The sequence below is a fragment of the Bacillus sp. 01N42_2 genome, assembly GCF_056399565.1.
The window spans coordinates 469,721-485,632 of sequence record NZ_JBFTRO010000003.1; the positions used below are offsets into that span (position 1 = coordinate 469,721).

15 protein-coding genes and 1 other annotated feature (1 of these 16 running past the window's edge) are annotated in these 15,912 nt (G+C 47.9%); of the genes, 3 read left to right on the forward strand and 12 right to left on the reverse strand.

What is annotated here, in order from left to right:
* Positions 1-219: a binding site (T-box leader), on the reverse strand; it reaches 14 nt to the left of the window's first position.
* Positions 220-274: 55 nt separating this feature from the next.
* The gene (gene acsA / locus AC1DN5_RS09930) at positions 275-1,993 is read right to left on the reverse strand and encodes an acetate--CoA ligase (protein ID WP_342008032.1); all 1,719 of its coding nucleotides are present in this window, start codon (positions 1,991-1,993) and stop codon (positions 275-277) included.
* Positions 1,994-2,151: 158 nt separating this feature from the next.
* Between acsA and AC1DN5_RS09935 the strand changes: the two genes are divergently transcribed.
* The 3 genes from AC1DN5_RS09935 to AC1DN5_RS09945 are packed head-to-tail and all read left to right on the forward strand — an operon-like array spanning position 2,152 to position 4,616.
* On the forward strand, positions 2,152-2,784 hold the full coding sequence (locus tag AC1DN5_RS09935; RefSeq protein ID WP_045926814.1) for a GNAT family N-acetyltransferase: 633 nt from the start codon (positions 2,152-2,154) through the stop codon (positions 2,782-2,784).
* Positions 2,785-2,808: 24 nt separating this feature from the next.
* Entirely contained in the window at positions 2,809-3,453 is a 645-nt protein-coding gene (locus AC1DN5_RS09940) for an acetoin utilization AcuB family protein (protein ID WP_342006947.1), read from the forward strand.
* A complete protein-coding gene (locus tag AC1DN5_RS09945) occupies positions 3,450-4,616 on the forward strand; it encodes an acetoin utilization protein AcuC (protein WP_016938550.1) in 1,167 nt (388 codons plus the stop codon). The genes AC1DN5_RS09940 and AC1DN5_RS09945 overlap by 4 nt, the downstream gene beginning before the upstream one ends.
* 11 nt (positions 4,617-4,627) lie before the next feature.
* On the opposite strand, the gene motS is transcribed toward AC1DN5_RS09945, so the two are convergent.
* From motS to AC1DN5_RS10000, 11 genes are all read right to left on the reverse strand, one after another.
* A complete protein-coding gene (motS, locus tag AC1DN5_RS09950) occupies positions 4,628-5,317 on the reverse strand; it encodes a flagellar motor protein MotS (RefSeq protein ID WP_366969075.1) in 690 nt (229 codons plus the stop codon).
* On the reverse strand, positions 5,307-6,122 hold the full coding sequence (gene motP, locus AC1DN5_RS09955; RefSeq protein ID WP_045926811.1) for a flagellar motor protein MotP: 816 nt from the start codon (positions 6,120-6,122) through the stop codon (positions 5,307-5,309). Before motP ends, motS begins: the two co-directional genes overlap by 11 nt.
* Before the next feature lie 68 nt (positions 6,123-6,190).
* Positions 6,191-7,195, reverse strand: coding sequence for a catabolite control protein A (gene ccpA / locus AC1DN5_RS09960; RefSeq protein WP_016938547.1), 1,005 nt, complete (start codon positions 7,193-7,195; stop codon positions 6,191-6,193).
* Between the two features lie 278 nt (positions 7,196-7,473).
* Positions 7,474-8,550: a bifunctional 3-deoxy-7-phosphoheptulonate synthase/chorismate mutase gene (locus AC1DN5_RS09965; RefSeq protein ID WP_016938546.1), complete on the reverse strand. Its 1,077-nt coding sequence runs from the start codon at positions 8,548-8,550 to the stop codon at positions 7,474-7,476.
* A gap of 235 nt (positions 8,551-8,785) precedes the next feature.
* Positions 8,786-9,112 (reverse strand): bacillithiol system redox-active protein YtxJ, encoded by a 327-nt coding sequence (gene ytxJ, locus AC1DN5_RS09970; protein ID WP_366969074.1) that lies wholly within the window; start codon positions 9,110-9,112, stop codon positions 8,786-8,788.
* Positions 9,113-9,137: 25 nt separating this feature from the next.
* Complete coding sequence (locus tag AC1DN5_RS09975; RefSeq protein WP_016938544.1) at positions 9,138-9,551, reverse strand: YtxH domain-containing protein; 414 nt, start codon at positions 9,549-9,551, stop codon at positions 9,138-9,140.
* 32 nt (positions 9,552-9,583) lie between these two features.
* Positions 9,584-10,006, reverse strand: a complete 423-nt coding sequence (locus tag AC1DN5_RS09980) for a DUF948 domain-containing protein (protein WP_016938543.1) — start codon at positions 10,004-10,006, stop codon at positions 9,584-9,586.
* Positions 10,007-10,162: 156 nt separating this feature from the next.
* A complete protein-coding gene (gene murC, locus AC1DN5_RS09985) occupies positions 10,163-11,461 on the reverse strand; it encodes a UDP-N-acetylmuramate--L-alanine ligase (RefSeq protein ID WP_016938542.1) in 1,299 nt (432 codons plus the stop codon).
* Between the two features lie 239 nt (positions 11,462-11,700).
* Positions 11,701-14,301, reverse strand: coding sequence for a DNA translocase FtsK (locus AC1DN5_RS09990; protein WP_366969073.1), 2,601 nt, complete (start codon positions 14,299-14,301; stop codon positions 11,701-11,703).
* 167 nt (positions 14,302-14,468) lie between these two features.
* A complete protein-coding gene (ytpR, locus tag AC1DN5_RS09995; RefSeq protein ID WP_016938540.1) occupies positions 14,469-15,074 on the reverse strand; it encodes a YtpR family tRNA-binding protein in 606 nt (201 codons plus the stop codon).
* A gap of 14 nt (positions 15,075-15,088) precedes the next feature.
* Positions 15,089-15,898: a DUF1444 domain-containing protein gene (locus tag AC1DN5_RS10000; protein ID WP_095241483.1), complete on the reverse strand. Its 810-nt coding sequence runs from the start codon at positions 15,896-15,898 to the stop codon at positions 15,089-15,091.
* Positions 15,899-15,912: the final 14 nt, after the last annotated feature.

A 15,912-nucleotide genomic window follows, 5' to 3' on the forward strand; every position in this document is an offset into this window, starting at 1 on the left:
AATCGCGGTACCACCCTACTAATAAAAGCATAAAAAAGCTTTTATCACTCTTTTTGATAACGGACCGTGTCCGTTCTTCCACTACTGAAAGCCTTGGAAGGGCTTTGTTCGCAAAAGCGGTTCATGAGTGTATTCGGCATATCTTATGTGCTGATTTTCACCGGCCATCAGCTCTCTGGAACAATCAGATATCCTACTTGTCTCAATCAAAACCTTTTCGTATGAAGCTTACTCATTTTTAACATAAATAAGATGTGATGTCAACGCCGTCTCTTTAATCTTCCATTGTGGACAGGTCGCCTGCCGGCAGGTTCAGCTCCCACGCCTTCAGCACACGTCTCATGATTTTTCCGCTCCGTGTTTTCGGAAGTTTATCTTTGAATTCAATTTCCCGCGGTGCGGCATGGGCGGCCAGCCCTTGTTTTACAAAAAGACGAATATCCTCCTTCAGCTGATCGGATGGCTCATGCCCTTCTCTGAGCGCGATAAATGCTTTAATAATTTCTCCCCGGACAGGATCCGGCTTTCCGATGACACCGGCTTCAGCAATCGCCGGATGTTCAACAAGTTTGCTTTCGACTTCAAACGGGCCGACGCGCTCGCCGGATGTCATAATGACGTCATCGACTCTGCCTTGGAACCAAAAATAACCGTCTTCATCCATATAAGCTGAATCTCCGGAAACATACCAGCCGCCCGGCATGAAATAAGATTCATATTTTTCTTTGTTATTCCAAATGGAATCCATCATGGACGGCCAGCCCTTTTTAATGGCGAGGTTCCCCATTCGGTACGGCGGAAGCTCATTCCCTTGGTTATCAACGATCGCCGCTTCCACTCCCGGAATGGGTTTCCCCATTGAACCCGGCTTGATCTCCATGCACGGATAATTGCAGATAAGCTGCCCGCCTGTTTCCGTCATCCACCACGTATCGTGAATGCGCTTGCCGAATACTTTATGTCCCCACTTAATGACCTCCGGGTTTAAAGGTTCTCCGACACTCAGGATGTGACGAAGTGAAGTCAGATCAAATTTGGACGCCATTTCATCTCCGGCGCCCATAAGCATTCTGAAAGCCGTCGGAGCGCTGTACCATACGCTTACACCGAGCTTTTCAATCGTGCCGTACCAATTTTCCGGACTGAATCTGCCGCCGACGATCACATTCGCCGCTCCGTTCAGCCACGGCGCAAAAATCCCGTACACCGTCCCGGTCACCCAGCCCGGGTCCGCCGTGCACCAATATATATCGTCCTCTTTAAGATCAAGCACCCACTTGCCGGTCTGGTATTGCTGAATCATGGCTTCATGAACGTGAAGCACGCCTTTAGGCGTTCCTGTTGACCCTGATGTATAGTGAAGCAGGTAGCCGTCTCTTCTGTCCATCCATTCAATATCAAGTCTCGTGCTTTCTCCTTCAGCCGCTTTATCATAATGAATGATTTTATCTCCGGCTTCTTTGCTGCCGCCGACAATGAAGATATGCTTCAGGTCGGGCAGGCTGTCCGCCGGAATCCGTTCAGCCAGTTCAGGTGTTGTCACGACAACCTTGGCCTGACTGTTCAACAGGCGGTCTTTCACGGCGCCTTCCATAAATGCTTCAAATAAAGGGCCGGCAATCGCACCGATTTTAATTGCGCCGAGCATGATAAAATAAAGCTCCGGCGAACGCGGCATGAAAATGAAAACGCGGTCCCCTTTTTCAACGTTTCCATACCGTCTCAGCACATTTCCCGCCCGATTCGATTCCTCCATCATTTCTTTAAACGTGTATTTTTCTTCCCGGTTTGCGTCCTTGTAATACAGCGCTACTTTGTTTTTGCGAAATGATTCGGCATGACGGTCAATCGCTTCGTACGCGGCATTCAGCTTTCCGGTCTGATGCCAGGAAAACTCCGTCTCGACTTCTTTCCAATCGAAGCTGCGGTATGTTTCCTCATAATTTTGCAGATGATAATTCCCCTTTTCCGCTGGCAACGTTTTCAAATTCATGCAACATCCCCCTTTGCTTATCTATAGACTAATTATAGTAGATGTTCACAGTTTTCTCAATTTTTAAAATATAAATTACCGTACTATTGAAAACGCTTTATATTTTGTTATGCTTAAAGGAGATGTGTTTTTATTAAGAACCGACAGGCGGTGAATCAGTGAAACATCATAAAACGTACCATTCTTCATCTATTCAGACAGCAGCCGGCCCTCTTTTGGTAGAAGGGCCCGTTCCTCCAGAGAACTTAGCACAGTATGAGTTTCATGAAGGCCTGACAGCCTTTCGCCTTCCTCATGAACAGCACAAAGCGTTAGTCGAAATAGCCGGGCTTCCCGAAGGGCGGATCATCATCGCCAGGGACGGAGAGACGATTATCGGCTATGTGACGTATTTATATCCTGATCCGCTTGAACGGTGGTCTGACGGAAATATGGAAGATCTCCTTGAACTCGGGGCGATCGAGGTCGCTCCCGGCTACAGAGGCTGTTCTGTCGGAAAAACTTTGCTGACTGTCAGCATGATGGATGAACAGATGGAACGGTACATCATCATGACGACAGAATATTACTGGCATTGGGATTTAAAAGGGATGAAAAAAGACGTGTGGGAGTACAGAAAGATCATGGAAAAGATGATGAATGCCGGAGGTCTTGTCTGGTTTGCAACGGATGAACCGGAAATCAGCTCTCATCCGGCCAATTGTCTGATGGCCCGCATCGGCAGGCACGTCAGTCAGGAGTCAATTGAACAGTTCGACAGACTTCGTTTTTATCAGCGATTTATGTATTGACTGACATACAAAGGGGATAAAAAGATGATTGCAGAACAAATCATGAAACGGGACGTCATCACCGTCACAAAAAACGACTCCATAGAAACAGCCGTACATAAAATGAAGGCATATCATATCCGCCATCTCCCTGTCATCGACGAAGAACTGCACGTTAGCGGCATCGTCACAGACAGAGACATTAAACAGGCAGGCCCGGGCAGCTTTAAACAAGAAGACCGCGTCGTGTTTCTGACAAACAAAGTGGAAACCATTATGAAACGGAATGTCATCTGCGCCCATCCGCTTGATTTCGTAGAGGAAATATCGGCTTCTTTCTATGAGCATGGCATCGGATGTCTGCCGATTACGGTAAATCATAAGCTGACGGGCATTTTAACCAAAACCGATGTACTCCGGACCTTTGTCAGCCTGACAGGCGCAGCCCAGCCGGGATCACAGGTGGAAATTTTGGTGACGGATATGACCAAAAGCCTTGCTGATCTCAGCTGCATGTGCCGCGATCTTCAGCTGCAAATCTTGAGCGTGCTCGTTTACCCCCATGATTCCGCCGGGGCAAATATACTCGTCTTCCGGGTGAAGACGATGAATCCGCTCCCTTTTATCCGCAGCGTTCATGAAGCCGGGTATAATGTCTTGTGGCCGAAACAATTGAGGGATCAGTCATGAGAGACAGCGTTTTTGTTTACTCGCCTTCTTATCAGACGTATCAATTTCACCAGGATCACCCGTTCAATCAGCAGCGCGTGCTTTTGACATACGAGCTGCTTCAGGCGGCGGACGCGTTTGAAGAGGGAGATATCGCCGCTCCGCGCATGGCTTCTAAAGAAGAGCTGGCACTCGTTCATACAGAGGATTACATACAGGCGGTTGAACTAGCGGGGGCGGGCCGGCTCCCTGCCGCAGAAGGAGAAAGCTACGGGCTCGGAACGGAAGACACCCCCGTTTTTGCCGGCATGCATGAAGCCGCGTCGCTTCTGGTGGGCGGCACTTTAACAGCGGCAGATTATGTCATGACGGGACAGGCGAGGCATGCCTGCAATTTAGGAGGGGGCCTTCACCACGGCTTCCGCGGCAGGGCATCGGGCTTTTGTATTTATAATGACAGCGCCGTGGCCATCCAATACATTCAGAAAAACTACGGGGCAAAAGTGTTATACATTGATACCGACGCTCATCACGGCGACGGCGTTCAATTTACGTTTTACGACAGGTCAGATGTCTGCACAGTTTCATTTCACGAAACCGGGCGTTATTTATTTCCCGGGACGGGACAAGTGCTGGAAAAAGGAAGCGGGCAAGGCTACGGCTATTCTTTTAACATTCCGCTGGACGCTTTCACAGAGGACGATTCCTTTCTTCACGCTTACAAAACGGCCGCTTCAGAAATCGCGGCTTTTTTTAAGCCGGATGTAATCCTGACCCAGAACGGAGCGGACGCCCATTATTACGACCCATTGACACACCTGTCCACTACCATCTCCATTTATCAGGAAATCCCCCGGCTCGCTCACTCATTAGCCCATCAACATTGCAGCGGCAGATGGATCGCGGTCGGCGGAGGCGGATACGATATTTGGCGAGTGGTTCCTAGAGCATGGAGCCGTATATGGCTTGAGATGAAAGGGATTGATCCCGGGGAGCGCATACCGCAGGAGTGGATTCATAAATGGCAGAAACACTCGCCCTATACCCTGCCCGCGTTTTGGAGTGACCCTGAACAATTATATCCTCCGATTCCCCGAAAAGAAGAAATATCAGAAAAAAACGCCCAAACCGTGGAAAAAGCGCTTTTTGCCATCCGGTCTGAACAGCGGTATAAAACAAAATAAAAAAACGACCCTTACGAGGAGGTCGTTTTTTTTATGACAATTTCCACACGGCGGTTTTCATTCATATGACCGGGGCTTTTGTTGTCCTTCACAGGTTTCGTATCCGCGTATCCGACTGAACTAAACCGTTTGGCGGAAAAGTCTTCTTTCGCGGTAAAATACCGGATCACACTCGCCGCTCTTGCAGACGACAGCTCCCAGTTCGACGGGAATTGATAGGTGGAAATCCGGCGGCTGTCCGTATGGCCTTCCACCTGAATGTTATTCGGAATTGTTTTCAAAAGCACTGCGATCTGATGCAGGACTGGTTCGGCGTTTTTCAGCACATCCGCTTTTCCTGTCTGAAATAGAACGGCCTCCTGCAGCACAAGAACCACTCCGCGCTCATCGCGCTTTGCCGTTAATTTGGAACTCAAATGGTGCGATTTTATGTATGTTTTCACGTTCTGCAGCAGCAAATCCTGTTCTTTATTTTCGTTTGCTTTGTCTGATGGCGCCGGTTCACCCCCGCTGCCGTCTGTATGAATCGATGAAACGGCTGATTGAAATTTTTCTGCGTCTATTTGCGACATCGAAAAAAGCAATATAAAGAACACGAGAATAAGCGTGATCAAGTCAGCGAACGTCACCATCCATCTTGGTGAACCGCCGGAATTTTCCGGTTTGTTTCTTCTTTCAAAACGCTCTTTTCTAAGCTTCATGGACAGCGCCCTTTTTCTTGTTCGCAGGCTGCCCTTTACGCCAGTCTTCTCTTGAGCTGAAAACGACAAGCTGACTTTCGAGGTTGCGGGGATTTTTTCCCGATTGGATGCCGACAACCCCTTCGATCATAACCTGTTTGATGAAAATTTCACTTTCCGTTTTTTCTTCAAGCTTTGCCGCGATAGGGATAAACACGAGATTGGCAAGCAGCGCGCCGTACAGCGTCGTCAATAGCGCAACAGCCATGTTCGGCCCGAGGGTATGCGGGTCATTTAAATTTTTAAGCATGAGCACCAGTCCGACAAGCGTCCCGATCATTCCCCAGGCGGGCGCGAAATCACCAGCTTTTTCAAAAACGCGCCTTCCTTTTCTGTGTCGTTCTTCCATCGCGGCAATCTCAGAATCCATCACCAGCCGGATCGTTTCTTCATCCCAGCCGTCAATCGCAAGCAAAAGCCCTTTTTTCAAAAACGGATCCTTGATCTCGCGCGCCCGGTCCTCCAGAGACAGAAGCCCCTGTCTTCGCGCCTGCTCCGCAAGGCTGACGAATACTCTGACAAGGTCCTTTACATTGTCATCCTGACGGGAAAATACCTGTTTTAAAACAGAAGGGGTTTTCTTTAAATCCCGAGGCGGAAAGCTGATAAAGACCGCCGCGGCAAGGCCGCCTGTGACGATTAAAAAAGAAGTCAGATCTAAAAATGAACTGATTCCCGCAAGTCCCGTTCCTGAGAGAATTCCGATTGCGACAATAATACATCCTAACATAAATCCAACGGGTGTCAGATAATCAAAACGTTTCATATCTTCTCCTTACTCAAGTAAAAAAGCAAGATTCCACTCCTCAGAGTGAAGCTTGCTTTTCCGTTTTTTTATGACTTTGTTGATTGTCTTAATTCGATGCGGTGAGGCAGCTCGACGATATGCTCTTCAACCGGCTCTTTGTTCATCAGTTTTGTCAAAAGCCTCATCGCCACGGCGCCGATATCGTAAGTAGGCTGCACGACTGTGGAAAGCTGAGGGCGGACCATCAGGCTCAATCTCGTATTGTCAAAACCGATAATATCAAGATCGTCAGGAATCGACAGACCTTGATCCTGAGCCGCATGAATAATGCCGAGCGCCATTTCATCCGTTGCAGAAAGGATTGCCGTCGGCTTCCGCTCAAGGCCCATTAAGCTTTGAAGCGCCTCCATTCCGGAATCATAGGTGTAATCGCCTTCCGCTACGAACTGCTCATTAAACGGGATGCCAGCTTCTTCAAGCGCCCGTCTGTACCCTTGCAGTTTTTTCGAGCGGTTGATCGGCTCTGCCATCGGTCCGGAGACAAATGCGATATCGCGATGCCCTTTCTCAATGAAAAGCTTAACGGCATCATAAATCGCCTGTTCATAATCAATGGCGACAGAAGGCGTCTCTGCCTGTTCTTCCACTGATGCCGCCAATACGATCGGCACAGGAGAGCGCTTAAATTCTTCGACATGCTCGTCCGTAATGTTGCCGCCCATAAATACGATACCGTCCACTTGTTTGCCAAGCATCGTGTTTAACAGGTGCAGTTCCTTCTCGAGGTTTTGGTCCGAGTTGCTTAAAATAATATTATATTTGTACATCGTCGCGATATCTTCAATTCCCCGGGCAAGTTCCGAGTAGAAAATGCTTGAGATATCAGGGATGATGACGCCGACCGTTGTCGTTTTTTTGCTTGCCAGTCCTCTTGCCACCGCGTTCGGGCGGTAGCCGAGCCGGTCAATGGCTTCCAATACTTTTTTTCTGGTCGTCGGTTTTACATTCGGATTGCCGTTTACGACGCGGGAAACAGTCGCCATGCTGACATTTGCTTCTCTGGCCACATCGTATATCGTAATGTTGCTCACTGAAACCACTCCTTTTACTGGATACACTTATCCTTATCTATAGCATAAACACTTTATGTAAAGAAATGTCGTGCGTTTTCGCATTCTGTCGTTTATGGTTGTAAGCGTAAGTCAGTAGTGTACATTATTTTTCATTATTCATCAAATTTAAATACTTCTCATGAAATTATACACGTTTTTCCCAGTGATGAAAACGTTCACTTCCATTTTATAATTAAATAAAATGAAGAAACGAAAAAGGGCCGCACGAGGCGGCCCTTAAAGAACGGAACACTTTATTATGCTTTTACTTTCACCATCGGCTTTAATTCGTTCAGCCATTTCTCGAATTCAGGTATATCCATCTGCTGCGCAGAGTCTGAAAGGGCAACGGAAGGATCAGGGTGAACTTCGGCCATCACGCCGTCAGCGCCGATCGCAAGCGCCGCTTTTGCTGTCGGAAGCAGGAGATCGCGGCGGCCTGTTGAATGTGTGACGTCAACAAACACCGGCAAGTGAGTTTCCTGTTTCAAAATCGGCACGGCAGAAATGTCAAGCGTGTTTCTCGTTGCTGTTTCGTACGTTCTGATTCCGCGCTCACAAAGAATGATTTGGTCATTTCCTTGTGACATGATGTATTCAGCTGCATTGATGAATTCTGAAATCGTTGCGGCAAGACCGCGTTTTAACAATACCGGCTTTTTAACCGAACCGGCGGCTTTCAGCAATTCAAAGTTTTGCATGTTACGTGCGCCGATCTGAATGACGTCAATGTAATCAATCGCTTGCTCAATGTGGGCAGGCGTAACGATTTCACTGATCACCGCGAGGTCATATTCATCAGCGACGCGTTTGAGGATCTGCAGGCCTTCTACGCCGAGACCTTGGAAATCATACGGGCTTGTGCGGGGTTTGAACGCACCTCCGCGCAGGATTTTAATGCCTTGTTTTTTCGCAGCGGCCGCTACTTCCGCAACCTGCTCATAGCTTTCTACGGCACAAGGACCGACGATGAATCTCTGATCGCCGTCACCGACTTTTTCGCCTTTAATGTCAACGATCGTATCTTCTGCTTTTTTCTTCCGGGAGACGAGCAACGCTTTGCTGTGATCCTCTTCTTGAAGCTCAAGGCCGGCTTTGAAAATTTCTTTGAAAATATGCTGGATTGTTGAGTTTTCAAACGGGCCGTCATTGCTTTCAATAATGCGGTTAAGCATTGTACGCTCTCTGACGGGGTCAAATCGGTTGACACCCTGTGCTTCTTTGGCTTTACCGATTTCTTTTACAACGGCTCCGCGTTCATTGATTAATTTAAGGATTTGTAAGTTTAGTGCGTCTGCCTGCTGTCTTAGGCTCTCTAATTCCTTGTTGCTCATCTTTTTCATCCCTTCTATGCTATGTTTTATTTTAATGGTTAACATGCATCTTACTACAGTTATGCGAAAATAGGAATATGAAACAATAAATTTTTTCACATTTTACTTTATTACCAAAACGCTTTTAAGCTTTTATGCGTTGAAGTAACGTATATTGATATCCTACATGATATGGCTGAAATGATCAATAGTTTTTTTCAAAAAAAACCGCCGGTATCATCCGGCGGTCAGTAAATTATGAAAGGTGCTGCTCTATTGCGTTTTTTGTGATTTGGGAATGAGACGCGTGCCATTTCACTTCGCCGTTTGTAATGACGAATACTTGCGGGCTTTCATGTTTCACGCCGTATGTCTCGGCGATATAGTTTGAAAGCGGCCGGCTGTCCTGCACCTGCAGGTAATAAGAAGGCACTTCTGAATGCTCCGATGCAAAGGCGTCAAACTCCTGAAACGCCGCATGGCTGATCGGGCAGGTTGTGCTGTGTTTCAAAAACACGAACTTGCTTTCTTTCTCAGCGGCATTTTTGAACTCTTCTTCTGACGATATCAGCTGCTTTGTCATGTCTGTTATCTCTCCTTATTGAAGATCAGCGATTTGCCTGACCGGCTTTTTCCCCGGCGTCTTCCGCTTCGGCTTTGATGCTTTGGGCCGTGTCCTGCATTTCGCTTCTCGTCTCTTCGGCTTTCTCAGTTAGTGTGCTCTTAGAACGGTCTTTTAAATCCTTCACTTTATTCATAATCTGGCCTGATTGATCAGCTACCAGCTGGGTGATGTTAGATGTTTTATCCTTGGCGATGCTGACATATTGAGAGCCTTTTTCTTTCGCGTCGGCCGTCATTCTGTCCGTCCTATCTTTCAATGCAGAAGCCTGGCTGCCGAGATCGTCGCGCAGCTCCTTGCCTGATTTAGGCGCCAGAAACAATGCCGTTGTCGCGCCGATAATTCCCCCGATCAGCGTTCCGATTAAAAAATCCTTACTATTGATTCCATCTTTGCTCATTATGATTCCTCCTTAGTGGATTTTTCTTATGATTAAAGCGATGTTTTTTTCTTTTGCTTCCACTTGTCCCATATTTCCATAGCGGCCTGGCTCCAGGTGACAACCTGACTGATCTTATCCTGGTTCTCTCTGACAGAGGCCGAAACGGAACCGGCTGCCTGCTTTATGGATGTATTAAACTGCTGGACGGAAGTTCCCACTTCCTGCACAGCATGGACAACCGTATTTAATTTCTCTGATTTTTCCTGAATGTCTTCCGCGAGACGGTTTGTCTTATGTAACAGCTCAGTTGTCTCTGCGGTAATGCCCTTCATCTGCCCTTCAAGGCCGTCTAAAGTCGACGCTACGTTTGTTAAGGTCATCTGCACGGACTTTAATGTTTTTGACAGATAAATGACGAGGATGAGAAATGCTACGGCAATGAGTGCGACGCTTAAATAAAGAATGATAATCATCTAATACCTCCTTATTGCAGGATATAATGGTATATACCCAATTATTAAAATGATAAACATATATGAAAGGGGCTGTATGTATACTATTTCTCCGTTTATCGGTAAATCCCTTTGCAGCACGCGCAAAAAAGCAGTGAGAGCCCCACTGCTTTTTTGTTACGCTATGACGTTTTCATAGGCCCTCATATATTTTTGAATGTCTCCGGCGCCCATAAAGATCAGCACTGCGTCTTTATGCGCTTTTAACACGGATGTGTCATTCTCTTCAATGAGTTCTGCGTTATCGATTTTTTCCTGCAGATCCGTGATGGTGAGTTTGCCGACGTTCTCGCGGGCAGAGCCGAAAATGTCGCACAGATACACACGATCGGCCGCGCTCAAGCTTTCTGCAAATTCATCAAGGAATGATTGCGTCCGTGTAAACGTATGCGGCTGGAATACCGCGATGATTTCACGTTCCGGATATTTTTGGCGCGCCGCTTCAATGGTGACTTTAATTTCAGTCGGATGGTGGGCGTAGTCGTCTATCAGCACCTGGCTGCCGATCACTTTTTCATTGAATCTGCGTTTGACGCCGCCGAATGATTCAAGTCCGCGCTTAATCATGTTCACGTCTATCTCTTCATAGTGGCAGAGCGCAATGACCGCTAAGGAATTGAGGACATTGTGATGTCCGTATGCCGGGATGTAGAACGTATCGTAAAACGTATTGCGGACAAAGACGTCAAATGTCGTGCCTTCCGTATTTTTTACGATGTTTCTCGCTTGAAAATCGTTTTCTTCTCCCGTGCCGTAATAAACGACAGGCACATTGGCGTGAATTTTCGGCAGATACTCGTCATCACCGCAGGCAATGATGCCTTTGTTGACTTGAAGCGCCATGTTTTGGAAAGCATCAAACACATCGTCAATGTTGGCGAAATAATCAGGGTGGTCAAAATCAATATTCGTCATGATCGCATAATCAGGCTGATAGCTTAAGAAATGACGGCGGTACTCGCAGGCTTCAAATACAAAGTATTCGCTGCTTTCATTTCCTCTGCCCGTCCCGTCTCCGATAAGAAACGAAGTCGGCTTCGCCTGCTGCATCACGTGTGCCAAGAGACCCGTAGTGGACGTCTTGCCGTGTGCGCCCGTAACCGCGACACTTGTGTATTTTTTCATATATTCAGCTAAAAATTTATGATATCTGATAACAGGAATTCCTTCAGCGAGCGCCTTTGCGATTTCCGGATGAGAATCAGGGAATGCGTTTCCGGCGATTACCGTTAAGCCCGGTTTGATGTTATCGGGGCTGAACGGATAGATCGGGATATTTCTTTTTTCAAGGGCAGCCTGAGTAAAAATCTGCTTCTCGATATCCGATCCCTGCACCTGATACCCTGTATCATGCAGGATTTGAGCAAGCGGGCTCATACCTGTCCCTTTTATTCCAACAAAATGATAAACAGTCATAATCGTACCTCCAACAAACGTCTATCTGTTCCCCAGTATATGACGCTCATTTCATTTTGCGACCGCCGCGGGCGAAAAGCCCGCACAGCGGCGCTTCCATTTATTTTTACGTTATCGTCAGTATCTGTAACTTTCTTTTTGATTAAACCTGCCGCATGATATTTCAGCGCGTGACAGTGATGCTGTTTGATGGTCCATCCATTATCATACCATGTTTGTGAGAAAAATGAACGATATTCTTATTCTTGAGTAATGTCAGCAGCCGTAATCAGCACTTCGCGGGGTTTGCTGCCCTTTGCTTCTGAGATCATGCCTTCAGCTTCCATCATGTCAATCAGCCTCGCCGCACGGTTATAGCCGATCCTGAACCTTCTTTGAAGGCTGGAGGTGCTGGCGCTGTTTTGCTCCACGACAAATTGGCACGCCTCAGGAAACAGCTCGTCCTCTTCCTTGAGGGCAGTTCCCTGCCTGATCAGTTCTTCCTGTTCAAACAAATAAGAAGGCGGGAGCTGCTTTCTGACATGAGAGACGACGCGGTCGATCTCGCTGTCTGACACAAAGTTGCCCTGCAGACGCACCGGTTTTCCGGTACCGTTTTCCCAGTAAAGCATGTCGCCTTTTCCGAGCAGCTTTTCCGCCCCCGCCATGTCGATAATCGTTCTGGAATCGACCTGACTTGAGACGGAGAATGCGATCCTCGTCGGGATGTTCGCCTTGATCATGCCGGTAATGACATCGACAGACGGACGCTGTGTCGCGACGAGGAGATGAATGCCGCAGGCTCTCGCTTTCTGCGCGATTCTGGCAATGCTTTCTTCCACATCGTTCGGCGCGACCATCATTAAATCGGCAAGCTCATCAATAACCACTACGAGGTACGGGAGCTTTTCGCCTGTATTATGATCAGCCGTTAATTCATTAAAGCGGCCGATATCTCTCACACCTGAATGAGCAAACAGTTCATACCGCCGTTCCATCTCTTCCACAACCCATTTTAACGCCGCGGTTGCGGCTTTGGCGTCCGTGATGACGGGGCTGACTAAATGCGGAATTTGGTTATAAGGCGCAAGCTCGACCATTTTCGGATCAATCAAAAGCATTTTGACATCGCTCGGATCTGCTTTATAAAGCAGACTGACCAAAATGGTATTGATGCAGACGCTTTTTCCCGATCCTGTCGCACCCGCAATCAAGCCGTGCGGCATTTTTTTCAAATCAATGACGACCGGGTTGCCGGAAATATCGACACCGAGCGCGGCTGTAAGCGGAGACGGATTCGTCCTGAAAGCGGCGCTTCTGATCATCTGCCGTAAATCAACGACCTTGCTTACGCGGTTCGGAACTTCAATGCCGATCGTGTTTTTGCCGGGGATCGGCGCCTCAATCCGAATATCCTTGGCAGATAAACTCAGCTTTATATCATCTGCTAAGTTTGTAATTTTGTTTACTTTCACTCCCGGCTCAGGATGCACTTCAAATCTTGTGACGGACGGGCCTTGTGTGACATGAACGACTTGGGCGCGCACATTAAAGTTTTTCAGTGTGACGTTTAAAAGCTCGCGCTGTTCTTCAATCCATGATTGGTCGTCATGTCTCTGCGCCGGCGGTACGTCCAGAAGCGACAGATTCGGGAAAACATAGCCCGCACCGCTTTCTGACGCCTTCGTCTGCTTGTGTTTATCGCTTTTGAGCATCATGACGTTAAACGGAACACTGCGCTCTTTCGGCCGCTCCGCCGTTTTTACGGGCTGTTCGTAATTCTTCGTTTTTTCTTCGGCAGGCGGGGCCGGGGCTTCGGCCGGATCGATGACTGCAGATTCAGGCTCCGGTTCAGAATGCTGAGGGGCTTCGTTGAACTCAGGCTGTTCATCTGCTTTTTGTTCCGCGTCAGCCTCAGGCGATTCAGGCAGGGCTTCAGACTGCGGCTGAACTTCCTCTTCATACCCGGGTTCTGAGTATGTATATACCGGTTCCCCAGCGGTTTCAAAAGCTTGAGCGGCTTCCGTCTCAGGCTGCTGATACTCCTCCTGCTGCGGCGCTTGTTCTTCCGTGTGTTCAGACGGCCGGGACGCTTCATACTCAGTCTCATTTAAAGGCTGCGGCTCGGTTTGTTCCAACTCTTGTTGATCTGTATAGCCTTCAGGTTCCGTGCTTTCCGGCTGCTGCGGGTCTTTAGCCTGGCGCGGTTCTGATGCACTGTACACTTGCTCTTTTGCATTCTCAGCCTCAGTGTGCGGCTGCTCTTTTTTGGCGGCCTGGAATTCTTCCGTTTCTTGTTTCACAGACGGTTCCGGCCGGGTGTCCGTCTGTTTTGTCATGCCGGATGCTGTGAATTCGGGCTCTTTTTCCGTTTCCTGACCGGACTTTGGCGGAACAAATTGCTCCTCTGACAGCAATGTCACGCTCTCTTCACGCTGTTTTTGCGGATTAGGCGCTTTTTTAATGCTGTGCTGAGATTGAAAACCGTAGACCGGTGAAGGAATGGAGGACGGTTTAAAGGGCTTTTTCACCGGCTCCGGCTCTTCATATGTATGCTGTTTCCGCTCCCGCTCCGTATGCTCCGTCGCGGCGGCATATCCCCGGGACGGCTGGCGGCGGCGTTCATGCCTTTCCTGCTGTCTTTGTTCCGTTCGCTTATAGCCGTCCGGAACGACGGGAAAACGGAAATTCCCTTTCGGATATTCGTAATATATTTTAGGATCTTCCATGCGCGTTAATTTGCCTTCTGGCTGATCCGGTATCTGCTGTTTCGGGATTTGGGCATGTGTGTTCGGTTCATGTTCATGCTCTTCTTCTTTTTCACCTAAAAATAAGTCAAAAAATTTATTCAGCCAACTCATGTTTAATCACTCTCTAACTCCCTTATTAGTAGTCTGGGACGATATTTAGTATACCACTGCCGGGCCGCTCAGAAAAGATTAAGCTCCCAACTGAAGAAAGCCGTTAAGCAGGCCTGCTTAACGGCTTTCTCTCACATCATTCGATTCTGTGCGCTTATTTATGGGAGTTAGAATTGAAATGCTTCGCCGGCCTCGCGGCTGTCTTCAAGAACGAGAATGCCTTTTTCCGACGGTGCATCCGGCAAAGCGAGTTCTTTCGCGGAACAGATCATGCCGCTTGACGGAACGCCTCTTAATTCAGCGTCTTTAATGACAAGTCCGCTCGGCATCACTGCGCCGACTTTAGCGACGACGACTTTTTGTCCTTTGTCTACGTTCGGCGCGCCGCAAACGATTTGAAGGGTTTCCTCTCCCACATTCACTTGGCAGATATTCAGTTTATCCGCATTCGGATGTTTTTCTTTCGATTCAACATGACCGACAACAAATTTCGGAGAAAGGTCAACTGTCAGCGTTTCTGAAACACCGTTTCTGTTCAGTATTTCATTCACGTCCTGAACGAATGTCTCAGACAATGCGACAGGGCCGTTGTCCTCAATCTGTAAATAAGAAGATACGTTAAAAATATTAAAGCCCGTCGTTTCTTTTGTTTCTTTGTTAAAGATTCGGACGACATCGCCTTCTCTTTCATAGCCGATTTCTTCACGTGCTGCATCTTTAAGAGAGATCAGAAGCGTATCTCCCACACCTTCTTTATTGTAAAAAGCGTTCATAAGAAAAATCCTTTCTAATCCTTTTTCGGCCGGCTTTTCGCCATGATAAACACAGGTTCCAGTCTGCCTTCATTATAGAGAAATGAAAGGGCCGTAATCGGCACCGTGCCGCTTGCAAAGAAGCTCATGGACATTTGCCCTAAAATATCATAACCCGATTCATTTCGAATGTCAGCAAGTATTAATACATCCTGATGCGGGACAGAAATCGCTAATTCGCCTTCAGCGGCCTGTTTGTATTCATGAAGAATCGAATCATTGAGAATTCGGCTGGCGTCATAGCCGTCATTCGCTCTGAAAAAATAAAAATAATTGCCCGCAACCGTATCCTGCTTCACGACCGAAGGGAGCGAGCGGAGATTGAATGATGCCGTTTCCCTGATCCGTTCTTTTGTCCAGTTTTCTTTCTCAAGCATCCGGCTGTCAATTAAGCGGTACGTCTTGCCGAGGTCAAGCGCGTAGTAGATTCTGGTTTCGGCGGTATGGTCATCATACACGAGCGGAATGCCGTCGCCCGTTTGATCAGGAAATGACGTGGAGCGGATCACCGGATAAATTCCGGCTTCCTTTCCGGACATCTCCTGTCCGCTTCCTCCCATCGCCTCCATCGCTTCTGCCACATAGTAGACGATCTCGTCGATCGCTTCTTCTTTTTTCGTCTCCCACTTGGCGATGATCGGCGGAAGTTCTAATGTGATGCCTTTTTTGGTCGTTTGATCCTCAACACGGAGAGTGTCTTTTTCTCTGTCAAAAAAGAAGGATCGGTTCTCGTGCTGCAGGCGCTGTTTTAATAGATCCGACAGCTTCCTCGACGTCATCTTCAAAGCCCGTGGCCTCC